At 54.8% G+C, this 25,723-nt stretch carries 9 protein-coding genes and 1 pseudogene; 1 reads left to right on the forward strand and 9 read right to left on the reverse strand.

Annotation, left to right across the window (positions count from 1 at the left end):
• Nucleotides 1-10: 10 nt before the first annotated feature.
• The 6 genes and pseudogenes from NHH03_RS10350 to NHH03_RS10375 all read right to left on the reverse strand — a co-directional run bounded on the left by NHH03_RS10350 (nucleotide 11) and on the right by NHH03_RS10375 (nucleotide 7,876).
• A complete protein-coding gene (locus NHH03_RS10350) occupies nucleotides 11-1,333 on the reverse strand; it encodes a DUF1552 domain-containing protein (RefSeq protein ID WP_253155884.1) in 1,323 nt (440 codons plus the stop codon).
• Nucleotides 1,334-2,626: 1,293 nt separating this feature from the next.
• Nucleotides 2,627-3,262: a hypothetical protein gene (locus tag NHH03_RS10355; RefSeq protein WP_253155885.1), complete on the reverse strand. Its 636-nt coding sequence runs from the start codon at nucleotides 3,260-3,262 to the stop codon at nucleotides 2,627-2,629.
• 77 nt (nucleotides 3,263-3,339) lie between these two features.
• On the reverse strand, nucleotides 3,340-4,137 hold the full coding sequence (locus NHH03_RS10360) for a hypothetical protein (protein ID WP_253155886.1): 798 nt from the start codon (nucleotides 4,135-4,137) through the stop codon (nucleotides 3,340-3,342).
• Nucleotides 4,138-4,559: 422 nt separating this feature from the next.
• Nucleotides 4,560-5,585, reverse strand: coding sequence for a hypothetical protein (locus NHH03_RS10365; protein WP_253155887.1), 1,026 nt, complete (start codon nucleotides 5,583-5,585; stop codon nucleotides 4,560-4,562).
• A gap of 117 nt (nucleotides 5,586-5,702) precedes the next feature.
• Nucleotides 5,703-6,553, reverse strand: a pseudogene (locus NHH03_RS10370) (IS5 family transposase).
• A gap of 54 nt (nucleotides 6,554-6,607) precedes the next feature.
• A complete protein-coding gene (locus tag NHH03_RS10375; protein ID WP_253155888.1) occupies nucleotides 6,608-7,876 on the reverse strand; it encodes a hypothetical protein in 1,269 nt (422 codons plus the stop codon).
• Between NHH03_RS10375 and NHH03_RS10380 the strand changes: the two genes are divergently transcribed.
• Nucleotides 7,869-8,216, forward strand: a complete 348-nt coding sequence (locus tag NHH03_RS10380) for a hypothetical protein (RefSeq protein ID WP_253155889.1) — start codon at nucleotides 7,869-7,871, stop codon at nucleotides 8,214-8,216. The genes NHH03_RS10375 and NHH03_RS10380 overlap by 8 nt on opposite strands.
• Nucleotides 8,217-8,363: 147 nt before the next feature.
• On the opposite strand, the gene NHH03_RS10385 is transcribed toward NHH03_RS10380, so the two are convergent.
• The 3 genes from NHH03_RS10385 to NHH03_RS10395 form a co-directional block, all read right to left on the reverse strand.
• A complete protein-coding gene (locus NHH03_RS10385; protein ID WP_253155890.1) occupies nucleotides 8,364-8,657 on the reverse strand; it encodes a hypothetical protein in 294 nt (97 codons plus the stop codon).
• Between the two features lie 317 nt (nucleotides 8,658-8,974).
• Nucleotides 8,975-9,874, reverse strand: coding sequence for a hypothetical protein (locus NHH03_RS10390; protein ID WP_253155891.1), 900 nt, complete (start codon nucleotides 9,872-9,874; stop codon nucleotides 8,975-8,977).
• Between the two features lie 380 nt (nucleotides 9,875-10,254).
• On the reverse strand, nucleotides 10,255-25,596 hold the full coding sequence (locus NHH03_RS10395; protein ID WP_253155892.1) for an RHS repeat-associated core domain-containing protein: 15,342 nt from the start codon (nucleotides 25,594-25,596) through the stop codon (nucleotides 10,255-10,257).
• Between the last annotated feature and the right edge of the window lie 127 nt (nucleotides 25,597-25,723).

A 25,723-nucleotide genomic window follows, 5' to 3' on the forward strand; every position in this document is an offset into this window, starting at 1 on the left:
AAGAATCCGGTCATGATGGATTCGTCGCCTCGTCCGCTATGGGCTGCGACTTCGCCGCGTGACGGGTTAAATCAATCGTTCCCGTGGCTCGGCTGAAAGGTTTCTGTTGCGTCCCGCTGAACCGTTCCAGCATGGTCGTGTATAAGTTGCACAAGGGAATGCGGCGGCCCGCCGTTTCAGGCATGACATGATGTTGACCGTTTCCAAGACCACCACCTGCCAATAAGATCGGCAGATTCTTGTTACTATGCGAACTAGCGTTGCCCATACCGCTGCCGGCCAGCACCATCGTATGATCCAACAATGACCCACCGCCGGGTTGCTCGGTATCCTTCATCGCTTGCAAAAACTTGCCAAGCTCGACCATCTGGAATTGTTCGATGACCATCAATTGTTTTAGGGCGGTTTCGGATTTACCGTGGTGCGAAAACGCGTGGTAGTTGCCCTGCAGGCCCAAATCGGCAACCGGCAAATTTCCCGGAACACTCAGCGTTGCGACGCGAGTGGAATCCGTCATCAAGGCGAGTCGGATCAATTCGTAAAACAACGGCAACCGCTGTGTGAAGGACTGGCCGAGGGTCGGTCGCTTCAGCGGCACTTCGGGCTTTGCTCGATCAATCCATTCATCGGACATTCGCAATCGCTTTTCAACGCTGCGAACGCTGGTCAAGTATTCTTCCAACTTGCGTCGGTCGACGCTACCCAACTTGCTGTTCAATGATCGAGCTTGCTGCCGAACGACGTCGAGGATACTGGCGTGCTGGGCGAACGCTTTGCGCTTGGCTTTTCGCTCCTGGGGGTTGTCCGCTCGAAACAGGGTATCAAATAGAATCGGTGCTTCGCTGATCGGTGGGATGTTGACGCCGGTTCGAGTCCAAGACATCCGGCACTCAAGTTCGTCCGAGTTCCTTCCCACGCTGGCGACGATGGACGGAAAACGCGTTTGATCACCGGCCAATTCAGCGGCAAGTTGATCGACGGACTGATTGCGGCTGTCCCATTCGGCAGATTCGCTGTCACGAATTCCGCTGAGAAACGTGTGGGCACTTTGGTGACCACCGCTGACCCCGTGGTCGAGATTGCTAAAAATCGAAAATTCGGACTTCAGTCGGTCAAGTGGCTGAAGTAGTGGCGGTAGTCGATCAAGCCGCCCTGACTGGGTTGGAAAAAAAGCATTCGGCACAAACCCAAGTGGATTCGCGACGCACACCATCCGTTTGGGAGCAGTGAGGGTGTTGGCACCAGCTTCGGCATCACGTTGCAACAGCGGCAACGTCAGCGTCACGCCCAATCCACGAAGCAGCGTACGGCGGGGAAATTGTTTGTCTGTCATGCGATTGTGGTTCAACATGCGGTTTCCGTTCCATGGTAAGTCAACGTCATTGCCCTAGAATAAGCAAACGCTCGTTGCCGGTGGATGCGATCTCGCAAAAATTGCGTTTACGACAATGATCGGGGACAGCGGACGCAAGAACTTTGACCACCGCAAGGTCTGCGCTGGTGTGGAGGATTTATCCGACAAGTCCGCAATGCCTGCTCGAGAATTGGTTGCTGGCATCTATGTCGTTGGCTCTACGCATTGTAAGAAACAAGCGTCGCAGTTTTCCTGCCAATAAAACTCCTACCTGTTAAAGCAGGGACGACAGTTGACGCACGCATCGAGGTTCGCCCGCTTTGATTCATGCGAGGTGCCAACCTGGTTTGATGGGCTAGTGGTTTGACAGAAAAATTGGGGGCAGAAAAATTTCAGTGCCGGGAGTTCGCAGCATTGAAAGCCAGCCCCGAATGCCGCCTGGTAGTAGCTGTTCACGGTTCGGCGCGTACGCTGAGCCAGCGGAGAGCAAGGGGGCGGACTCACGCCGCGAAAGAAGTGTTCGAATAACCTTCGCAAGACGTCCAGTAGGAAATGACCGGGGACAGAGCTCAAACGCGTGTGGTTTGAAACCGTACGTGGCGGGGTTTTAATAGGGCCAGTTGGTTGGGGTTGCAGGGTAAGCGTCTTTTCTGCCGGCTGGCTCGCGGAGGCCAGAACTTTGACCACCGCAAGGTCTGAATCGAAGACCCGCTCGAATGAGCGGCACATCAGTTCCGCCCCGACAAATCCGGAACGACTCCAGCAGACACACCACCGTAGTTGAAGCGGTTGGGACTGGAGAAGTCGGCATGGCTAGCACACTTGGTTACCGGTACGCGCCGAGGGAAAAAATGGCCAAGTTTTAACCTGTGCCGCGAAATCGCCCTGAAGTCACTGCCAGTCAGTTGGCTTAAAGTCTTCCCATGACACACACGGACTGGCGTCAACGAGCCATTGCGCCAGACCTTTTGAAAAACACGGCAGCCCGGCTGGTCTGGCGAAATGATAAAGTCACGCTGATAACCATAAAAATAGGTTTCATCGATTTCAGGCAACACCTCGCACTTCACTGCTCCGCCGCAGCGCGGACAATACCCTGCTCTCATACCAGCTCGTTCGGCTATCGGAGCGACTCTTCGGCCCTCGCCCACGGTGTGTCGAGTCCCAAAATCTAGTGGTAAAGCTCATTGTCTTGCACGACTTGTCTCCTTGGCAGAGAAGTCTACCGAACCCACGAACTTCCCGGATGGACCTTAGATTTACGATCGGACTTTACTCAATTCGCTTGCCCGATGGGAATGGCTCAAAACCACAAGCGACCAGTGCAGTTTGAATTTCCTTGTTTTTGCGACGATCTCGTACCGCAATAACTGCCTCGGACAAATCGAGCTTCCCTAAGATCTCAGTAACCGAATCTGCCTCAAAACCACAGTTAAGAAGTTTTAAAGTTTCCAGGTTCACAAATTGGGTAATCGAGATGGGGTCAGATAGTTTTCCGCAAGCTTGGACATCAATTGATTTTACCTGGCTTGGGTTTTTTAACTGCGGAATGCAGTTCATGTGCGGTATATGGACTAGATCGATCCTTCGAAGCTGTTTTGTGTTCACAAGCAGATTTAGGTTTGGAAGCTTTCGTAAGTCATCTCCGAACTCGACCGATTCAAGAGTATCCATTGACAGAGACTGCTCGTCATCAACGACATGGCATCCTCTCAACGTTATTCGCTTCAAGTTGATCCAATCTTTGAGGCAGGTCAAGTTGAGCCTCCGGACATGAAACATTCGTATATAGGTTGAATTGCAATATCCTTCAATTTGCCTTACTTCCTCAACAGAAAGAGGTGCATTGTCTTTTTCCACTAGCACGCATTGTTGGGGTGTCGAGCCTTCCGTGGTTTTGACTTCCACAGTCATATTTTGAACCTCATCAGGTCGATCGTGGTCAGATGCTGCCGGTGGCAAGAAAGTTGGAGACCAAAAAAACGTCAAATTACCTCGTCATCTGCGCGTTGCCAGCCAATCGGTTTGAAGTCATCCCATGACAGTCGAGGGCTGGAGTCGATAAGCCATTTGGCCAGACTTTTAGAGAAACATGGTAGACCAGGACGATCTGGCGAAATCATGAAATCCCGTCGAAAATTGGTCGTGTAGGTTTCGTCTACCTCTGGCAACATTTCGGTTTTGATTGCTCCACCGCATTTGTGGCAGTAACCGACTCGTGTTCCCGAACTTCCGGCGGTCGGGGCACTCAAAAGGATCGACCATCGCGTGAAGTTTTGAATGTGATCGATCGGGGCAAGATGCATGTCTCTCAAGCCATCGATCGATTCAATTTGATCGACTAGGTCATTCCGTAGAACGAGGTCGCCATGTTCCGTGATGGCAACTGGCGTATCGCTGTCAACATTGCCCGTTGTAAAAGTCGAAGTTTCGAGACGCTCGAATCCTGCAATTTTCCCACATTCATCGCAATGGATTGGCTTTCGATTTTCTATGCATTCGAGAACGCATTTTGGCGGATAGAGCTTGAATAGAGCATGAGATTCAATGTCGGCGTCTTCATAAACTACCTGGCACGAAGCTTCCATACGCACTTTCAAAACCTGTTTGTCGCGATTGTAGAGCTCTATGACTCTTGAGAGCTCACTGGAATTGGACCGGAATGTTCCGGTCAGGACACCCATATTGTTGCTAAGCAATCCATCATCTATCACATCTTTCCAGGTTGATTTAAGCGATGCTGGTTTTTTGGAGATGAATTCTAAACGGAATGTTTTGATCATGCTTAAAACTGTACAGACTTTGCAGCATCGTTGAGAAGTTTTGGTACGCCGGGTAAGGATGGGTAAGTTGATCTATAAAACTGGTACAACGCTCTTTTCACAGAGCTCATCGGAACATTCTGACGGACCCACTCTGAGTTGTTTAGTTTGTTTTTTGGGACAATTCCCGATGTAACAATATGGTCATTCAAGCGTTGATGTAGTCCAACTCCTGCACCACGGTGAGGTCCCATTCTGATGTTCAAGAATGGTCCAGTCTCGGGTCCACCAAGCCGCTTGGGCCAGAAATGGTGTGCTTCTTCCGCAAATCTCAGTCCAAGCCGTGAACGGTTACAAAGTTCAGCAGCTCCCCAGTTCCATCGCTGCGACCGGCGCCGTCGGTTACCTAAAATCTCAGTCCGACCCGTGAACGGTTGCTCCAGCTAGTAACCAAGGTCGTTAAAATAGCGAAGCAAGCATGAGTGCGAATGTTCGGCGCGACTAAAAAGCTCGGCAAATTCGCGATCCTGACTGCATGCACGCAGTCCTTTGCCAAACGCATATCGAAAACTCCTGACCCGATCAAAAATGTTTGAGGTTTTTAATGCATCTATGCGGATGGTTGGCCACTCATGAAGAACCACCTCTTCAAGCTGGGGAAGGTGATTCAGGAACTCCAATTCGAATCCTGAAAAGGCACTATGCAGATGGATTGCTCGAAGCCCTGTAAGCTTTCGGAAATCCGGCCAACTATTTACATCCACTCTATGAAGATCAAGAGTCTCGAGGTTTTTTAGTTTTTCAATAAACCTCAAGTCTGTATCGCCACGGCAAAGCGACAGTTTAAAGTGACGAAGTGTCGGCGACACCGACAGCTTTGAAACGGCCTCGCCTTTTACTTGGCTGAGTTTTAGTGAGTCTAGATTCAGAAGATCTGGCACAAAACTCTCGAAATCACTTCTGGTACCTGAGCAGCGGATCTCGGTAAGTCGGTCGGGGCGCGGTGCAAGTTTCAAAACCCGCCGATCGTCCGTGCACAATCTGGAGAGCGATTGGGCGTGGGAAATGAGTTCGAGGTTCGACGGTGTCGTCCTGGGAAAAGGCAGGTCGAGAAATTCCAGCTTTTCAATGACAGGCTCAATTCCCTTCAGGTCCGTAAGCTGGGGCAAAGACAAAGAAAGGTTTTTTACGTCAGGTAATTGATGCAAGAATTGCAATGTTCGGAACTGGGAAGGCTCAGGATAAGACGAATAAATTCGCAACGTCAGATCTTGGAATTTCATCAGAAGCTTGTTCACGTGGCCCAGTGCAGTATTCGATAGAGGCTGACAAAATTGAACTAAGTAGGCGTTGGCGCCAACGCCTGCAAGGCTTTTAGCTTGAACAGGAGGTTCAACGTTAACAATGATCCGACTCGAACGGTTACCGTCTAAATCAACTTTCGTTTGTTCCAGCTCAAAAACGCCCATTCCAATATCCTACTTACATGATTTAAGGTACGACCGGATCTTTTGCTTTAGCTCTTCTTTTCGCTTTGCCGCAGCTTTTCTATAGGAATCAGCTTTAGAACCTATCCGGAAACCCATTTAAGTCGTAAGTCCATATTTGAACGGAGGTTGGTCACCAGTCGGCGCAAGTCGTCTGAGCATCCTTCCGATCGATGCGACGTGGATCATTGCCTCGCTTGATTCTGTTCGGTGTTCATAGTCGCGGCTTAGTCGCCGCCAGCGTCCAAGCCAGCTGAATGTTCGTTCCACGATCCAACGCTTGGGAAGCAGCACGAATTCTTTTGCTCCCTTGGGACGCCGAATGACTTCCAGCTCCCAAGTCAGATTTTTTTGACGAGCAAGCCACGAATTCAAAGCGTGATTAGCGTACTTCGAATCGGCCCAAATAACTTGCAATCGCGGTTGTCTAGATTGCGAAAGCTGCTTCATGACCGGTCCAGCTGCATACGCATCGTCGACCGATGCGATCGTCACCGTGACGGCAAGCAGCAATCCAAGCGTATCGACCGCGATGTTGCGCTTTCGTCCCGTGATTTTCTTGCCTCCATCGTATCCATGGCTTCCACCTCGTTCGCTTGTTTTGACGCTTTGACTATCGATACTACCCGCGCTGGGCTCCATTTCTTCGCTGAGGACTTCCAGCATTCGGATCGCTCCGACGAGTTGATCGTTCACAGCGTTCCATCGTCACGCCACTTGGCGAAGTAGTCGTACACCGTGCTTTTGGCAAGAAGGCCATGAGGAAGCATGCCCCACTGGCAGCCGCTGCGGCATTGGTAGAGGAACGTATTGACAACTTCGCGCATATCAACGCTACGTGGTCGCCCGCCTTTCCGACTCCTGCGAGGTCGCGGAATCAGCTCGTTGATGATTTCCCACTGCTGGTCGGTCAGATCGCTTGGGTAACGCTTTCGGTCGCCGTCGGTCATCGCACACTCCGTTGCTTCGAGGAGCCCATGGGTGCATGTCAGGGATTGTAGTTTCTAGGCGGCCTGCGCGGAGGGTTGGCTGCGTCTGAGGGTGGATTGCCCGGGGCGATGGCTCAGTAGGCGGACCAGTCGATCGTCGTCACTCAAGGCTGCGGCACGAATTTGGAGAATCGCCTCGGCACCGGCCGGGTTGTTCCAGAACATTTCCGTCCCCTTAGTCCGATAATTCATCTCCTTGACCGCCGACTCCATCCAAGCACTCGTCGTCGGCAGACCTCGCATCCGGTACTCGTCGTAGCGCATCCGATCCTGATTGTTTTCCAAGTATCCAATCACACGCCGCAACTGCTCGCGCGGATCATCCTCCTCGGCGTCCGCGGGCGGCGTACCGACGCGAGTTTGCTGAGATTTCAGTGCGGCGATGACCAGACCAACATCGCCCTGCCAAACTTTCGTCATCCACGCCAGGTAAGCGTTCCAGGCTTCATCGGTTTTTCCAAAACACAGCAACGATGCGGTGAACAGATAAGTTACGGCGTGAGTGAAATCGAGAATTGCGGTGTAGTCGTGAAAGTGCTCGGCGTGGATTGTCCAGTTACAGGTCAAACCATCGGCAACATACGCCTTGCGAGGAGCCTCATCAAAACGGCGTCGCTTTGCTTCACGCGCCATCTGATCGCCGAACTGTTTGGAGTTCTTCATGCTCGCGATCACCGTGCGAAGTAATCGTTGAGGCTTGTGAGAAGCTTTTGTTTTACACGCTTGGTCTTGCTCTGGATCTTCCTGTTCTTGGGGCAAGGAGTCATCTGAGCCAGCATTTTCTTTGGTTTTTGCTTTCTCGGTCAGTTTCGCAACATGGTCGGCATCTAGAAAACAGGTTGGCGGTTCGGGCTGCGGATCGACCTCGGATGTCTCGCTGGTGGCGCTCACAAAGGTGGCGTTCTTGGTTTCGTTCCATCCTTTGGCATCCAGGTGGACGCCGGGACCGCAACCTATCTTACGAGTCCGTATCCGCCCTCCATCAAATGCAACAATCGCCAACGAAGGGACCGACACCTCACCGGTAAGGATTTTCTGCCAATGCTCTTGCTCGGCAGCTTCGAGATCGTTGCCGACTTCCAAAGCGACGCGTTCAATCGTATTGGTTGAAACATCCAAGCCAAGGACTCGCTTCATCACAATGGATGCTCGTTTGAGCGACCGCGTTTCGGCATCAAGAATCACCATCTGCCGCTTGAATCCGGGAGTCGATTCTCGTGGATCAAGTCCGAGTGCTTCACGCTGAGGGAAAAAAAGACCGACGACAGCGACGGCAGTGGGCAACCGATTCGGTCAACTCGATGGGGCCGTCCATCGAGTGGACTTGCCGCCGCGTAGGTTCTACCCGGCACTCCTTGCTGCAATCGGGACACTTGATTCGTTGGCCCTGTTCCAACGCCACATCGGTCGCCCGGGTGGACTGGATCATCTGACTCAGACGCTGGCCCACTTCGTGCGCAGGGATCTCGATTTGATCGAAATGGGGCGTCCCCGGACCCTGCTGTTGAGCCTGCATCTGGGCGGCCACCTCAGCGGCCTGCTTCAACAAATCGGCGAGTTTTTTATCCAGTTGATTCTGATTCGCATCCATGCGACGGTCTCCAAAAAGTTACCCGGACCATGACAGCATGCGTAGCTTAACCCAGGAACCCGAAAAACTCCTATTGCGATTTTGCCCCAATCCTGGGCTGCCGCAATCCCTGACATGCACCCGGAGCCCATAGTGTGGCGTTTATTGGTATTTCAGCAAACAGCAGTTTCCGGATAGGTTCTAAGCTGAAATCTGCCGAGCTAACTTAGGTATTTCGTCGAGAACAATCGCCTTTCCAGTAAAAAGATCTGTAACTTCGAACCCATCAGACACTAGGTGAACCATAGCCTTTTCAAGTTCGGTTTCAAAACGCGGGTCGTCCATTGTTTTGAATGGGATGGAGATCCCAAGCACAACCTCGCTGCCAGAGATTACGACAGGGAAGAACTCAAGCAACTCGATTGCAGACAGTAGCTCATGCAAAAGCTGCAAATTCTGTTCACCGTGCTTTTCAGCTGAAAAATTATATGACATGGCTAGTTCGTTAAGAATTCGATCAAAACCTGCACTCCGCGATTCGCGGACTTATTGACAATCGTTTCCCGCGTCAGTTCGAGGTGTTTCTTGCTGACCCGCTGCCCTCGTAGGTCGAATCGAACTCTCTGTGAACTCCCATGTGGCAAGTGCTTGTGAAACTGCAAGATTCTAGCGCATACAAACTTCACCACTCGATTTCTGTTTGCTTCACCGATGAAGTATACATTGAGGACATGAAGCGCCTCATTGTTTACATCATCATATGCTTCGGGCGTTACAATTCCCCAATTGAAATCTGCTTCTTCCATCGCCTGTTACTGCAAAAACTCAACTGATACGCTCGAAGTCCGAGTAATCGTAAGAATGTTGCTTCTCACCCGCATCAAAAGCGAGTCTGGCACATCCTGCCCCCTAATGTCAATTACGATTCTTTGGTGCGTGCCTTTCGGGAGGTTGCTAAGCCGCTGGAAATATTGGTGGCGAATCGTATTGTACAAGCTTGCACGATTGCTGGGTTGAAGAAGATTGTAGTTTTTGACTTCGAGCGATTCACCAAAAATGAAATTATCTGGACGCACACTACCACGACTGCCATACGGGACTTCTTTTCCGTTACTAAATGAGACTTGCGGTTGATGATTTGGATTCTGTCCGTTCACGTCAATCTCGGATTGCCGCGGACTCGGCCTATCTCCATTTTTATTTGAGCCATCGCCATCGCATTTTCCCGCTGCATTGTGTACTAAATGCCCGAGCTTTCCCACATGGTAGACGTGGGTTCCGTTGACTTCGATGTTGAAGACCACGGCAGCAGTAAGCGAATCTCGACTTATGCGAACCTGATGCGTTTCGGCGGTCGAGCCCAACCCAAGTGTTCGTGAGGTTGATTCCAGCGCTGCGGCAGCGACAAACTGACGCGTCGTTGCATCCCAAATGGGGTGTCCGCTGGTGCAGATGATAGGGGCTGGCTCGTCTTCGATCTGCAATTCGACGAGGTCGTCGCAGGTGTGTCGGAAGGTTCCTGTGACGACTTGGCCTTCACCGCTTTGAATCGCTGGGCAGGGTTTGATGTGCAGCCCAGCTGCTAGGCCGTCGATGTCCAGTTCTTCAATCTGGATCCGGAAACGACCGTCGCCTGTCGCACCGGTCTGCTCAAGCCATGACAGTGGACGTAGCAATTTCACTTCGACCAAGTCGCCGTTGTGTTTCTGCACCTGCAACTCGATCAGTCGCCAGGTCTGTGGATCTGGTTCGGGATCGTCTGTCGGGGAGAGTCCCTCGGGTAGCTGCGATGGGATCCGGTCCCCACAACGAACCTGTTCGATGGGTTTGGTGATCAGGTCGGCTTGCGTGGGCAGCGCAGAGGAGACCGTGATGGTCTCGAGCGCTGAGGCAGCCACGGGGGCTGAGGCCAGCCAGGGCGTGAGGCGTGGGGCAAGGCACCACGTAGCTATCAGCAGCAGGGCTGCCGTGGCAACGGCGCGTGGCTTGGATCGTGTGACCGGGCTAGGGTGGATTAAGTTGGACATCGGTCGGTTTCGTAAGAGGCGGTTGTGTTTGTTGTAAGAGATTCTTGATGCGTTTGTCGCAAGAATTAGATCTTGCCGGTGGCGAGCAGGGTGAGCAATTCATCGTCGATCTGCGTTGCCGCGTCACGCTCGTGTTCAGCCGCTGTGGTTGCGAACATCCAATCGACACCTAACGAGTCATTTGGCTCTGGTTCCTCGTTTGGTTTCTCCATACGTCTGCGACGATCGCGAACGGCAAAGGCGGCAACCAGAGCAGCTCCGCCGATTGCGTCGCAGAGAGTGAAACCGTCGCCCGCGACCTGATTGCGGTGCAGATTTGCCACCGAAGGGGGAAATGCGTCATGGACACCCACGACCACTGGGGTTCCTGCAACGAAGCATCGAGCTCGTGCACTGAACACCATCAACGCGAGATTGGCCGCGCCGCAGACGGCTTCGGACCATTGCACGGCTGTCATCTCATTGGCGCGAGCTGTCGCGGCATTGATCGCCATGCCAAACGTGGCATTGGGGTCTTTCGCCAGTTCGTAGGCGCTTCTGATCCAGGTTTCAGCTTGCCCCATAACGCTGAACAGATTGGCATTGCTTAGCAGCCCTGCCAACGACACTGCCGTTTCTTTGATCATCACCGCCTGCATCGTCAATTGAAACGCCATGCCCGCCCCACCCGGCATCAGTGACGTCACCACATTCATGACATGCATTGCTTTTTCTACCGAAAGCGACAACATTTCGGCATCATCGATCGGGACTTCGATTCCATCCGCATTCAGTTTCGTCGTCCTGAACTCGCCTCCAATAAGCACTTGCAGCGCGGTCATCGCGCCAGCTTCGGCGCCGGTCTTGCCATCAAACTCGCCCTTGAGATAGAGCTGGATTGCCGGACAAAGTGTGTCGACAGCTGCCATCGCACCACGCGCGACGGCGCATTCGCTGATCGCCAAATTTCCTGACGGATCTACATAGTCCAGTGGGTTATTGCCGACGTAGCGGTACAGGTTTGTGTCGCCGGATGCAAACCCGATCGGATCCTGGCTGATAAACCGCCCATTGGCCGGATCGTAAAAACGAGCTCGATAGTAGAACAATCCAAGCGCGTCGTCCCATTCGCGACCGGTGTACGTGAATCGATCTGCGGCCACTGGGTTACTTTGCGCTTGGATTTGACCGAAACTATCGTAAGTGTTTTGGTTGACCACCGCGCCGTTGTCATCAATCAGTTCTCGTACGGTTCCCAGCCGGTCGGTGAGATACCATGTCGTGCCCTCACCCGGCCGCCAGCGGGCTGCGATTTGATCGACGCCGTCGTTGTAGAGGTAGCGAGCCGAGACAGCGTTCGAATCATCGAAGTCGGCCCAGGTATGTGCTCCGTCGTAGAGAGTGTGACGTACCTGCGCGACCAACGGTCCGGAACCGTCCGGATCATGGCTGCGAGTGATCAGACGATCAAAGACATCGAAGGTGTTGGCGACGGACCCAAGCAGCTCGCCGGCTGAGTCGAATTGCTGCGCTAGAACCAGGCGATTTCGATGATCATAGGAATAGTCGGTGTAGCCCAGAGTCAGTTTGTCTGTCTTGCGGGTTAGATTCCCTTCCGGGTCATACCGGTAGGTGAACTGACTGTCTGCTTGCAAGCGGTTGCCAGCCTCCGTCACTGACTGGTCTGAGAGCCGATTTCCGTTTTGGTCGTACTGGTAACTCTCGCTGAGGATCCCGTCGATCGATGCCGTGAGCAGTTGCCCAGAAGCATCACGTGCGAAGTAAAACGTTCGGCCGTGATGAATTTCCTGTATCAGTTGGTTCGCCAAGTCGCGCGTGTAGTCATAGTCGACCAAGACCGTGTCGGCAGCATCACGATGCGTCAGATCGGTCAACCTTGCGTTGACATCAAACTGAAAATTCGTCGAGGAAACCAATTCGGAATCGTCGACAGATTGAAAACGCCGGAGAGTCGAAATCAGGCCGCGCGGGTCATAGTCGTAGCGAAGGCTGGCATCGTCGACCGAACCGCCCGACCAGGTTCGCCCGGCAAGTTGGTTTCGGCTGTCATACTCGCTGGTGACCGTGACGCCCGTGTTGTCGTAGACCGCCGTGCGGTTTCCCGCTGCGTCAAAAACATAACTGAGTACGACATGGGGCACGTTTGCAGTTCCCGCATTGTCGACCGTGAGGACACGATTGAGTGCGTCATAACGGTTCGAGTATTGACTGGACACATCAGAGGCGCCGAGCAGATTGCCGACAGCGTCGTATCTGTATTGAACGTGATTGACCGCAGACGTACCCTGCCACCAAGTTTCTGTATCCAGACGATCCAAGAGATCGTAGCTGAATTCAATCCGTCGCCCATTTCGGTCGACCACTTCGACCAGGTTGCCGACTTGGTCGTAGTCGCTGAAAGACGACTGTCCCAAGGAATCGGTCACACGAATGATACGGCCAAGGTTGTCATAGGCAAATGCCGTTTCGTTGTTGACTGGATCCTGGACGCTGACGACGTTTCCGTTGTGGTCGTATTGAAAGCGAGTGGTGGCCGATCGTGGATCGGTCATCGTCAGGCGACGATTCAAGTTGTCATAGGTTGCTGTCGTTGTCCGGTCGATTGGATCGGTGACGCTGACGACATTGCCGACGGCATCATAGTCCCACGTCCAAGTTCCGGTCAGCGGATCGGTTTGTTCGACGACCCGATCAAGTCCGTCGTATTCAAAAAGACTCACTTGGTTGCTAGCGTCGATCGATCGAATCACACGTCCCTTCGCATCGTATTCGAGACGTTCCACCGCCCCCGTGGGGTCGGTCCATTTCACCGGACGATTCAGTTCGTCATATTCAATGGCACGTGTGATCGACCGCTTGTCGGTCACATGGGTGCGATTCCCATTGTCGTCATAGTTGTACTGGAAGGAGTTTCCGAGCGGGTCGGTCGTTTTCGTCAACCGGTTTCGCAGATCATATTCGTACGAGTGAGTGTGCTGGTTGAAGTCCTGTTCGCTTAGCAGATTGCCTTGCCAATCGTAGCTAAAGATCATCTCGTCGCCGGCGGCGTTGATGATCTTGACGGGCATTTGAATGTCACCATAAACGAACCGAGTTTCGCGTTGCATCGAATCCCGTTCCTTGACCAAATTCCCCATCGAATCAAATTCAAACTCCGTCCGATCTAAATTGGGATCGATCTCCGCAACGGCGTAACCAATGGCATCGTATTCCCACTGCCATCGATTCCCGTTTGGGTCGGTAAACGCAGTTTGGTTGCCGGTGGCGTCATATTCATAATAGGAAGTCCCTTCGAGGGCGTTGGCCATCGATACCAATCGTCCGTCTTCGCGATAATCGTAGCGGACCGGATTTCCATTCGGATCGGTGATTTCCAAGATGCGACCGTTTGCGTCGTATTCGATTTCAATCACACCTTGTTCCGGATCCGTGATTCGGACCGGTCGGTTGTTGGCGTCAAAAAGATAGGTGGTCGTGTTTCCAACCTGGTCCGTGATCGAATCGAGTTGCATCCCGTTGAACGAGTAGTTCACTTCGCCGCCGAGTGCATCGGTGAACACTTGCGGACGATTTCTCTGGTCCATCACAAACGTACGTGTGTTTTGGTTGTGATCAGTCATCGACGTCAGTTTGCCACGCGAGTCATAGGTCATCGCTGCAAAAGTGCCATCGCGTTCGATCGATTTGATCGGATACGCGAGATTGCTGTACTCCAATCTCTTTTCGCCGCCATCGATATCGGTGACCTTGATCACCCGGCCAATCTCGTCGTATTCAATCGTCGCATCCGTGCCACCCGGCATTTGCATTCGAACGATATTCCCGGCGTCATCTCGCGTGTAGGCATGCTGGCCTCCGTCGGCCTGGATCATCTGTGTGATTTCACTGAATGCGTCGTAGGAAAACTGCGTCAAATTGAGCAGGGCATCTGTCACACTGGTGATGTTTCGATTTTCGTCGTACGTCATCACTGTCTCGAATCCACGTTCATCGGTGATCACCGTCAGATTGTCATCACCATCGTATTGGTACAACGCGGTGTTTCCGTTGGCAGACGTTTCGCGGATCATATTGCCACGATCATCGTATTCCATCTCGGTTGCCGCACCGAGCGCGTCATAGGTGACTCGGGTATGGTCGTCCAGTTGATATTCGTAGAGATTGGATGCCCCCAAGGCGTCGGTGACCACTGTCAGACGGCCAGCGATATCGTATTCAAAACCGGTTGAGATGACCTCTTGTTCGGGAAGGTCGTCAGGGTTGACGGCGGCCAGGTAATTGTCCGCCGTATAGGCATACGTGTTCGACAGTCCATTGGGATATTGAACGTCGACCAGATTACCGGCCGCGTCGTAGCGGTAGTCATATTCGTAGCCATCCGGATCGATGATCTTCGTCACGCGGCCTTGATCATCACGTTGAAATTGGACTTGTTGGCTAGAAGAACTCGTAATCGCGTCGTCGCTGTACTGCAGTGTGTTGCCGTTGCGGTCGACGACATTTTCCAGTCCGGCTTGCTGGTCATAGCTGTAACGGACACCGGTCTTGCTGACCAGTTCGTAGCCCAGCGGATTGTAAGAAGCGAAATTGGCGGCGATGATGTATTGGCCGTCGGCGAGCCGGTTTAAGGGTAGCGAAAGTCCGTTCAGGTCGAATTGACCGGTCGAGAGGCTGGTGATGGTGGTGTAGTCGTTTTCACCATAGAGTTGCCAGGTGACGCCCGGGTCGGGGATCCATCGAGGATCGTAGAAACTGTCGCTGAGCGTGGTCCAGATCCCTGTGTGCCGAATGGGGCTGAACGTGAATCCCACTCGTTGGCAATCGGGTGTGGTGATGTAGACCTTGTCACCGTCGGCAAAAGGCAAAGCGGCAAACTGTCCGAGCAAGTTTTCGTAGGGTGTCCGCGCGACCGCTTCGCGCAGGTCTGGATCTGCTGCACAGAATTGCCAGCCGTTACCAAAGTCGCTGCTTTCGTCTGCGTTCAATTGGCTGTGTTGGCGTTGGATCGTGATCGCCGGGCCACCAGCGACGGGAATTGTCAGATCGACGATCGGATGATTGTTCACGCCTACCTTTGCCATTCCGTCCAGGGCGACGCGGATGGTTTGTTCGGCTTGGTTGCCGGCAAGGTCGGACGCGGTCAACCGCATGTCGTACTGGTTGTTCTTGAGCAATGTCGGATCAAAGATTCCGATCAACGACGAAACGACATCGATTGGACCTGATTCTTCTCGTGCGGACACCGATGTGATTGATTTCCACTGGTTCGTATTGACCAATGCAACTTCAAGCCGATAGAAGGCAAGTGAATCGTTGTCGGTCACTGTGCCGATGACGTCTGTAAAGTATTCAATCGTGGCGTGATTCGATAGTGATTCGATACTCACAGTAGGCGGGGTGACATCGGAGGGGTCGATCACAAAGAATGCTTCACTCGCGGTGCCGAGGTTGCCGCTGGTATCGGTGGCATTAGCGATTAGACGTGGGATGCCCGAAAGCCCCGGTGTGAGCGTGACAGTGCCCTCGGCGCTAAGTGCCACAGGGATTCCATCGACGATTAGTTCGACCGCGGACACTGCCACATTGTCTTTGGCAGCGACGCGGACATCGATGGAATCGCCCAGCGTGATTGCATCGTTGGACAATATGATCGAAACGCGGGGTGCTTCGGTGTCGGGGGAGACGGTGAGTGTGTAGGACTGGTCGGTCGAAAGGCCGCGGGCATCGGTGGCGGTGATCGTGATCGGGTAGGTCCCGGACAGCGACGAAGCGGCGGGCAATGACACGACTCCACTGGTGCCTCCGATACTCATGCCGACCGGTCCATCGATGCGATAGGTGACCGCGTCATCGGGGTCGGTGGCCACCGCGGCGTAGAAATAACGCTGGCCGGCAGAAAGTTCGAGGACCGGATCAGAGATGAATGTCGGCGCGGTATTGGTACCGAGCACATTCAGGTCGAAGGTCTGTCGTCCGCTGGCGGTCTGAGAATCGCTGGCGAGAATCGTGATGGATGTTGTCCCGAGCTGAGTCGAATCCGGTGTCCAAGTCAGACGGTTGCCGATCAGTTTCGCCCCGGCGGGTGCCGATGCGTCAAGTGACAGCGTGACGGCAGAGCCCTCCGGGTCGGTCGCCACGATGTTGTATTCAAAACGCTGGTCGACGGTGGCGAACCGCGCCGGTGTGGAAAGGATCAGCGGCGGATTATTGTCCAGCCCTGACGGTACGAGCAACGTAAAACTCTGTGTCGCGCTGCCGCCCCGGCCATCGTCGATTTCGATCAACACATTGTGATGGCCGACGTCGGCGGCCGTCGGAGTCCAAGTGAGCGTGTTGCCGTCGAGTGCCATGCCGCCAGGTGCCTGCAGAAGCGATCGCGTCAACACGTCGCCTTCGGGATCCACTCCGTCAGCGACATAGGTATACGGCGTGTCGACCGGTGCGATCAGGACGGGAACGGTTGTGAACGCCGGGGCGCTGTTGCCGAATGTGTCGAAGCTGACGTCGAACTCGAAACGTTCGCGAAGCGGATTGGCAAAGCTCACATCGAGCGCTGTGCTGGTCGATCCCGGAGGCAGGTTGGGTGCGATTTCGGTGTCAAACACGAAGGCCGGCGCAAGCTGGGAGTCGGCAGACGGCATCTGAATTTCTGGATTGCTGACCGCAATCGATGCAGTGGAAAATTCAGTCAGACGCGCGACCATCGGCGGCGTGACCGTGTCTGGGGAATGGTTGCCGGCGGCCAGTTGAGTGTGCAACTGATTCGTCGCTCGGTTGAATGTGGTTCCTGTGAATACGGATTCGATCCCACCGGCGGCCGGTGTGAGCGCAGCCAGATCGATCACGGGACCGGCACTGTCGCCGAACAACGTGATGGATGTTTGGCTGGTCGATCCCGCGGCACGTGTTGCAATCACGTCGAACCTGTTGGCTCCCTCGGAAAGCGTGACTGCGGTAAAAAAGTTGCCGGCCGGGTCGAGCGCATCAACCGGGACGCCATTGACCAAAACGGATTCGACATCCACTGTGGTCAGCAGTTGTGCCGACAATTCGGTGGGATCGTCGACGGCGATTGCGACGCCTGTGCTGCTGGGGTCGGCATCGATGTGAGCCGTCAGCTCGACCAACTCAGGCGTCAACGTGCCGTCGCCGATTTGAAATGCATAAAACTCGATCCCTTGATCAGCGACGCCTTGCACTCCGACCGTGTTTTCATCCAGTGCGACACCGTCGGTCAATAGATACACCAGCGTGCGGTCGGCGGGTTGGGCCGTAGCAATTAAATTCTGAACATCGCGAATTGCCGGTTCGAACTCGGTCCCCTGACGGACTTCGGTGTCGCGGAATTTGAACGCCCCTTGGACAGACAGGAATCCCAGCGTCTGGCTCCAGAGTGACCGAACGGCAATTTCAAAATTGGGATCATCGCCACGGTAAGTGGTGTCGATCGATGGATCGACGAAATTCTGGTTGAATAGCTCCGGACCCGCATCGAGCGGTTCGCTACCACCGGCGAACAGGACGCTGGCGACGCGAACGTTGTCGGAAAGCGTCTGCAGCTGTTCAGTCAGCCGTAGCGCGGCGGCGAGTTCTGCATCCAGTACATCACCGACGCCGGCAAACTGGTTGTAGTCATCGTTTGCATCAACCACTCCGTCGCCGTTGACGTCCAGTCCGCTGGGCGTGAGCGTGCTGGTCGACACATCGATCATAAAGATCGCGTTGATCGATTGATTGGCGGACCCGACGTTGCCGGACAGTGCAAGGTTGGTCCCGGTTGGAAAGCGACTCCCGTTCTGTGGCGCCAACTGAATCGGCGGCCCATCACTTGCGGCTCGCTCAGCAGCGTAGACGGCCGAAAACGTCTCACTTCGAGTTTGATTGTTGGTCGCGGCGTCTGCTTCGAAAACGTGATTCAACGGGTCCGTTTCGACGTCGACCCAAAAAGAGCCTTCAAACTGTTCCGGCAGCGTGATCGTAGCGGTTTGATTGTACGATTCGCCGGGCGCAAGATCGCCGGGACTGGTGACGTCTGCAAAGGCGCGCTGGTAGAGAGCCACAGATGCTTCATCGGCCGACAAGAAGACTCGGTCGATCCAGGAATCTGCGTCCCAAGCCGATGCGACTGCAGTGCCGTTGTTGGTCACGGTCCACGAAACACTGACGGTTGCGGGGCTACCGATGGTGATGACATCGGCGACGACGTTGGAGACGGTTAATTCAGCGGCAGCCGGCGTAGCTGCCAGCGAGTCGTCGAGAATGCGAAAACTGAATTTCCCCAAGATGTCGGTGGAACGGATGAAATCTCGATCATCGACGATCAGCGTGTAGACACCGGTTTCATCGGCCATGAAGGTCGTGTCGGTGAACGCGGCTTGGAAGACCGACACACCGGCGGGCGAGAGCAGTGTGAAGCCGGCGGTCGGACGACCGAGGTTGTCGACGACTTCATTCAAGAGAACGTCAAGCGTCAGTTCAGTTCCGGTCGTTGTTGCAAAGTTGTAACTGTGCGTTCGTCCGCCGATTTCAATGGCATCCGAGATGACTTGTCCCACATTGATAGCCGATGCTGGCGCGGGGGTGACGTCGTCGACCCGCAGTTGGTAGCCGGGGATGTTGTCACCGCTACCGGACAGCACCAGCGAATAGGTTCCCGATTCGGAGAGTGTGATCGGCCCGGTGTCGTGGGCTTGATGCAGGAAATCGAGCGTTCCGGCGACAAGCGTTCCGCTGGGCGCGAACAATTGCGAGCGCAGCGTTTCATTGACCGCTCGATCGGATTGCCAGATCTGTTGCATGTCCAGGAAAATCTGAGCTCCAGCGGACGCATCGAAAGTCAGTGTATCGCTGGTTCCAGGCGTCTCGATTTCGCCGCTGACGATCTCGCCGAGCGGCAATCCGGCGGTCAACGATGGTGCGACATCCCAGACTTGAAAACTGTACTGCGGTCGGCCGCCGCCGGGTTCGCTGTATTGCAACGAATAGGTCCCGGCCTGATCGATGACGAACGGGCCGGCGTCCAGTAGAGACGTCGACAAATTGCTGGCACTGAAAACGGTGCTACCGTCGGGGGCTAACAGTTTGGCGGTTAGTGATCCGCCGATTTTAGTTTGCGTGTCGACGTAAATCTGTTGGCCGATGTCAGCTGTGAATTCCCAGTGGTCTTCGGCTCCCGTGGTTTCGATTGATCCGGCATAGACTTGATCGATTGCGATCGCGGTCACCTCCGGCGGCGGGACCAAGTTGATTTGGAAGCTGTAGTTCGGCGTCGCATCCTGGCTGCCACGCCACGCGAGACGATAGGTGCCGGATTGTGTCAGACTGAGAGGCCCTTCGTCGGCCGTGACTAACGACGAATCCAGACTAGAGAACACCGTCGAACCATCGGGAGCAGTCAGTTCGGTATGAATGTATCCGTTGCTAAACGACAGCACGTCAAAGTAGATACTGTCCCCCAGATTGCCCGTGAACGTGTAGTTGTCGACGGCGGCGGGTGTGGAGATATCACCCGCGTAGACCGTGTCAAATTCGATCGCGATCGTCTCCGGTGGGTCGACGTCCCAGATGGTGAAATTGTAGCTGGGTGTATTGGTGGCGTTTCCGTTCAAGCGGTACGTGTAGGTCCCGGTTTGAGTGGCAACCAACGGACCGCGACGCAAGTTGCCAGCGGAGAAACCTGACGCCGAAAGGACGACGCTGCTATCGGGGGCGATCAAAGTCGTCGTCAACGGAGCGCCGGAGAGCGAGTTGAAATCAACGTAAATTTCTTGACCGGCGACCAGGTCGATTAGATACTCGTTGACTTCGCCAGCAACCGCAATTTGGTCAACCACGTTTTGTCGTGGCGTGATCATTTCGACCGGATCGGCGATGCCAGTGGGCGTGGTGTTGGTGGCGGACAATGCGAAGGTGCCGATCGCGGTCTGGCTGCCCTGGTGATCGAGTGTCGCCTGGGAATAGTGATAGACAGCATTGGCGACATCATCAACAACCCAAACTCCGTCACCCCCGGCGGGGTTGATGGTGATTCCGGCCGGTGAGGCGTTGGCTGGATCCAAATCCCACCAATTGACGAAACGGCCATCCATTTCATAGGCAAAAACTCTATCGGCAGCACCATCAACGATCCACAGGGTTTGGCCATCGGTAGTGATGCCGCGGGGATCGCGATTGCCAAACGCGAGCTGGAATTCAGACACCGCAACCTGTTGGCCCGCGGTGCGTGAAGCCGCGTCGGCATAGCGTTTGACTTTGTCCATCCCGTCGTCAACGATCCAAATGTCGGTGCCATCAGTCGCAATGCCTTCGGGTGACTCCAGTCCACGCGCGGTCCAATCACCCAACCGCGTTGTGCCATCGGTGTCGTAGATGTAGACCCGTTCGTTCGCGCCTTCTTCGCTGACGATCCAGATCGGATTGCCTGTTCCGGTCGTGGTGGTTCCACGCGGATTAAGCGCTGCGACTGTCTGAAAGTCGCCGAGTGAAGTCCCAACGGTGTTGTAACGATGGACAGCGTTGGTCGCCGAGTCACTGACATAGAAACGGGTCGGCGCAACAGGAATGACGCCACCGCCGCGACAAAACTCGATATCAGTGACCGCACCACTCGCCGCCAAGTGGATCTCCATTCGTGACACGCCCAATGCATCGAGTGCGACACGTCGGTAACCATTGTCACCGGTCGATCGGATTGCCGTCGAAGAAATCAGCCTCCCATCGGCATCCAACAGATCGATTCGATTGTCACCACTCTGGACATCCAGCAAGCCAATTTCATCCAACATCACCGGAGCTTCGAAGTCAAAGACCAGTACCCCGCCAGCGGCATTGTCATCGGGATCAGCCGCGTCGTTGTCCTCACTGATAATCAGAATATTTCCCTGCGCCGTCGTGTTAGTCGCACCGGCATTTCCCAAACCTGGTCCGTCAAAGCGACGATTGGGTGTTCCCAAATCGGAATCGCCGCCAGTGGGTGCGGACGAGTCAAAGATCATCGCAGGTTTGTTGGGATCATTTGTTGAAACCGTCATGCCGTAGGCGGCAAATTGGTCACCGATTCGGTCGCCGGCGACCAGCGGAACACCTGTCGCGTTGACCGCGAAGTCAATGCTGGGAATCCATCTGCCATGATTGGCAGTGACAGTGACGTCGATCGTGTTGGACAGGTATCCGCCCAACAATTCCGGGGCATTTCGTCCCCATTCATCAGCGGCCAAATCGGGGTCGCGTGTCAACACGATCTTGTCGACCGCCACCCCGTCTTCACGCATCCATAGGTTCAACGTATGACTACCTGCCGTGGGCACGTTGATCGAAACGCGATCCTCCCCGCCACGATCACCGACATTCTGTTCCCAATGCCAGTCACCGCTGGTATCGGTCATCCCATGCTTGCCATAACTAGCCACAATCCCATCAAGTCCAATGTGGACCGAATCATCAGCATCGTCGTCACCGAGCATTCGCAGCCAAATGTAGTAGGTGCCGGGAGCGTCAAAAGAAACCGGATAGTCCAGTCGCGGTCCACGCGTTGAATCGCCGACATTCGTCCCGGTGTTGGGCGTGGCTTGAACAAAGGCTTCTCCACTGGCGTCCGCGTCGGCAGCGATCGTCCAGGTACTGTGAACTGCCTCGCCGGATCCCGATGTCAACTGGGCATAGTCCTCGGCTTCGACGCCCACGAATCCCCCAGAGCCTGATGAGTTGTCTTCGTCAAATCCAGTGGCGCTGACCGAGTAATTACCGGCAAGCGAATAGCGGTGCGTGATCGAGTCAAGGTTGCCGCTAACGATTTCAGTTTGTCCGTCCCCCCAATCGATCTGCCATCGCGTCAGCGTGTCGTCACCAGGATCGATGCTTTCGAGATTAAGCGTGTATGGTTCACGTGTCTGCGCCGTGGATTCACCGGAAATGATCAGCAACGGGTCGACATTCGTTGCGCGGACGAGCAACTCGTTAGCTGGGTAAACGTTTTTGCCATCAGTGGCCCAACCAACGAGTCGGTAGTCGGCGTTGCCGTCGGGAAAAACGGTCGTGAAGATCGCCGCATCGCCAACGATCGAATGAGAGGTGGGAGTGGACGTGTTGGAATCAGTGGTGATCTGCCAGTTGGTGATGTCGATGCCTGCAGAGGCAAGTGTGGCCGTGTAGGTGGAACCTTCGACGACGGTGGGGGCGCCATTGATTTCGACCGTGGGGAGATCACGGCAGAAAACGAGTTCGCTGACACCACCACTACCGCCCAGTTCGATTTCCATCCGCGCGACGTCGTCGGTGTCGAGCGCGATGGTAACCAAAGAGTTATCGCCCCTGCCGATGATAGGAAGGGTGTTGATGACATGATTCGCCGAGTCGAAAAATGTGATCGTGGAGGCCTCATTGGTATCGAGATCCAAGATCGAGACTTCGTCCAGCCCGACGGGAGTGTCGAACGTGAAAATCAGTGTGCCACCCGCCGCAACATCGTCCGGGTCGCGGGCATCAGCGTCTTCGCTAATGATCAGGAGATTGCCTTGGGCGATTGAGTTTTCACCCACCGATCCTGAAGCGCCGCCGCTGCCAACTCCGGGACCGCCGAAGTCGCTGTGCGGGCTTCCCAAGTCGCTATCGCCTCCACTAGGCCTGGCGGAATCGAAGATCATCGCGGGGTGGTTGATCGGATCGTGGGTCTTGACTTGAACGCCCCACGGCGCCCACTGATCGGTGACAAATTCACCACTCGCGATCTTGCTCCCAGCGAGATCCTGATCAAAGTTGATCCGCGGCAAGCACGCGCTGCCCGCCGGCGCTGAGTTGCCAACAACGACTTCGATGGATGACGACGTTGCCAGCCCATCGTCGTCCGTGATCGTGGTGGTTGCCGTGAAAATGCCCGTCGAAAGATAGGTGTGCTGGGCGGAAACAACGCCTGTCGTCAAAATCCCCGGCGATCCATTGGTGAGCGAAAACTCAGTCAATGAAGTGAGCGGTGTGCCGTCGCCCCAATTGATAGTGACCGCGAACGTTTCTTCGCTGCCGGCAGCGAGGTTGGTGAATCCCGGATCAGAGAAAGTGGCCAACGTGAACGAGTTTGTTTCGCCTGCGATGGCTGCGGTGTTTGCCCCAGTCACAACTGTGGGAGCCACACCGTCAACGGTCGCGAGGGCCGATTGCATCGCTGTTCCGTTTGCGCCATCAGTGACTGTCATGGTGATGTGATACAGACCGTCATCGGCATAGACGTGTTCCGCCGACAGGGATCCCTGAAAGGAATTCTCGGCGGGCGTGACCAGCATCGTCTCGATTTCGCCATCGCCCCATTCGATCGTAGCGGTGTAGTCACCGACTCGACCGGGATCGTGAAACGTGGTCACAACCGAAACGGTTTCACCCTCGCTGGCGAAAAGATCATTTGGTGTGGCGATTGTCAACTCTGCGTCGACGGTGAACTCAAATCCGACATCAGATCCCGCGCCGATCGGGTTGCCGACCAAATCGCGGATGGCCCTGTTCGGATCGGCGCCGGCGAGCGTCAATCGATAATCATCGTCGGCAAGCGGGAGCGCCGCCACAGAGAACGTCAGAACCGCAGTCGACGTGTTGGAATCGTAGACGATTGAATCAATTGGAATGTTGACATCGTCAGAACTGCCAAAGACTCCGTCGGCGCCGCGTCCCGCCAGTTTGTAGGCAGCTAGATTGAGCACCGATCCGGTCCCCGATTCACGCACCGGTTCGCTGAACCGCAGGCTCGCCGTACCAACGAACGTGTCGAGAGTTGCACCTGCGATCGGATCAAGCATCGTGACGGACGGCGCGGTCACATCGGCACCAATCGGTGACAGTGCGAGATCCGATTCGAACAAGGTGACAATGATGTCATCGACAGAATCACTGGCAGTCAACGGCGCGACGGCAACCGCCGAAACGCCTGATCCATAGCCCGAAATCGCAATGCTCTCCGCACTCCATTGGCGACTTCCGTTTCCATTGATGACGGTTAACGTGTCGCCAAAATGATCAACAACGACGAGATCCAAATCACCGTCGCCATTGACATCGCCGACTGATGAATCCACTGCATTTGTGAAGTCGCCGGGCAAGCTGACTCGCTGCAAAAAATCAGACAATTCGACTTCCGGCGTGATCTGCACGTTGTCAATCGTCACGACACTGCCAGCGCCCGGAGGATTGCCGATCAAATCAAATGTGAGCGTCGCCAAGGTATCGGCGGGAACCGACGTTACATCGAGTGTGATTCGATTTCCACTGACCGTCACACCGGCAGCTAGCGAAGCATCACTTCCTGAAGACACGTTATAGAACGCGGTCGAACCGGTATGATGCGTTGCAACGAGTGACCGTTGGTTTTGGTCCAACAATGACACTTCAAAGGCATCGGGGACGCCACCGGCGACCGGATCAAGTCCGATTGCGACGCGATCAAAGGAGACGGCGGTCGCACCGCCGGGAATGACAAAGGTTTGCTGAAGTGACGTGAGAAAAGATTCATGCTCAGCCATCTGTGCTGCCCCGCCAAGCCCGTTGACACGTCCGGTGATCGCGCCGTCAGCCTGTCCGATGATTTCAGTTTGCCATCCGGTCAGCCCCGCCGAAAAGTCTCCGTTAACGATCGGCGAGAGCTCCCGAGGATCCGCAGAGCTGAACAGCAAGAACGATTCCGTGGTGGTGGTCACCGCAAGATCGATGTTTCCGTCGCCATCGAAATCGCCTTTCCCGAAACTCGCAATCGACGAACTCTCGTGGGTCGTCAGATCGTCACGTCGAACAAGCGCCGAATCGCCCGCGATGCCTTCGAAAAAAACAATTGATCCGTCGGCATGACCAACTACCAGATCGTGCAAGTCATTGCCGATCACATCGGCGACGATCACGGTTGTCGGTGCTGCGATCCCGGTGGAGTAAATCGTTGGTCCAGCAAACGTTCCGCCGGCCAAGCCCGGGTAGACCAACACGGCATCGTCAGCCGTTGCGACAGCGACGAGGTCACGTGAAAGATCTCCATCGACAAAGTCGACCACTAGACCGTTGGCATTTGTTGACGCAAAGCCACCGGAGAAAGTCGCCTCGATTGTTTGCACGACGGTGAACCCACCCTCGATGTCGTTGTGCAAAACGCTGATCGAGTCCGCAGATTGCAGCACGAGATCGGTTTGCGGATCTCCATTGATCCGCTCCGCAACCAAACTTTGTTGTGGACCGAGTCCGGTGTGAATGGACTCGATCGTTTCCCAACTGTCACCGGTGGCGCGCTGCGCCACGGTCAAATCTCCGGCGGCACCGAGCACCACTGCGCCGGGTGACGCATCACCGCCGAAGGTTCCCACTCCCACCGCCACCGGCTGATCGACGGTCGGCAGAACTTGCGATGGATTCGAAAGCACAGCCAGCAGGCGACGGTCTTCCAATTGCTGCATCAAAGAGAGGCGGCGTTTGCGTTGCGAGTTCCGCTGCTTTTGTATGGCCCGCGTTGATTTCGACAAGACACCAGCCCGAGTGGATAAGCGTGCCATCATTTGCCGCGCGTCCAGTGAT

Source organism: Stieleria tagensis, from assembly GCF_024129865.1.
In the GTDB taxonomy this organism is placed as follows: domain Bacteria; phylum Planctomycetota; class Planctomycetia; order Pirellulales; family Pirellulaceae; genus Stieleria; species Stieleria tagensis.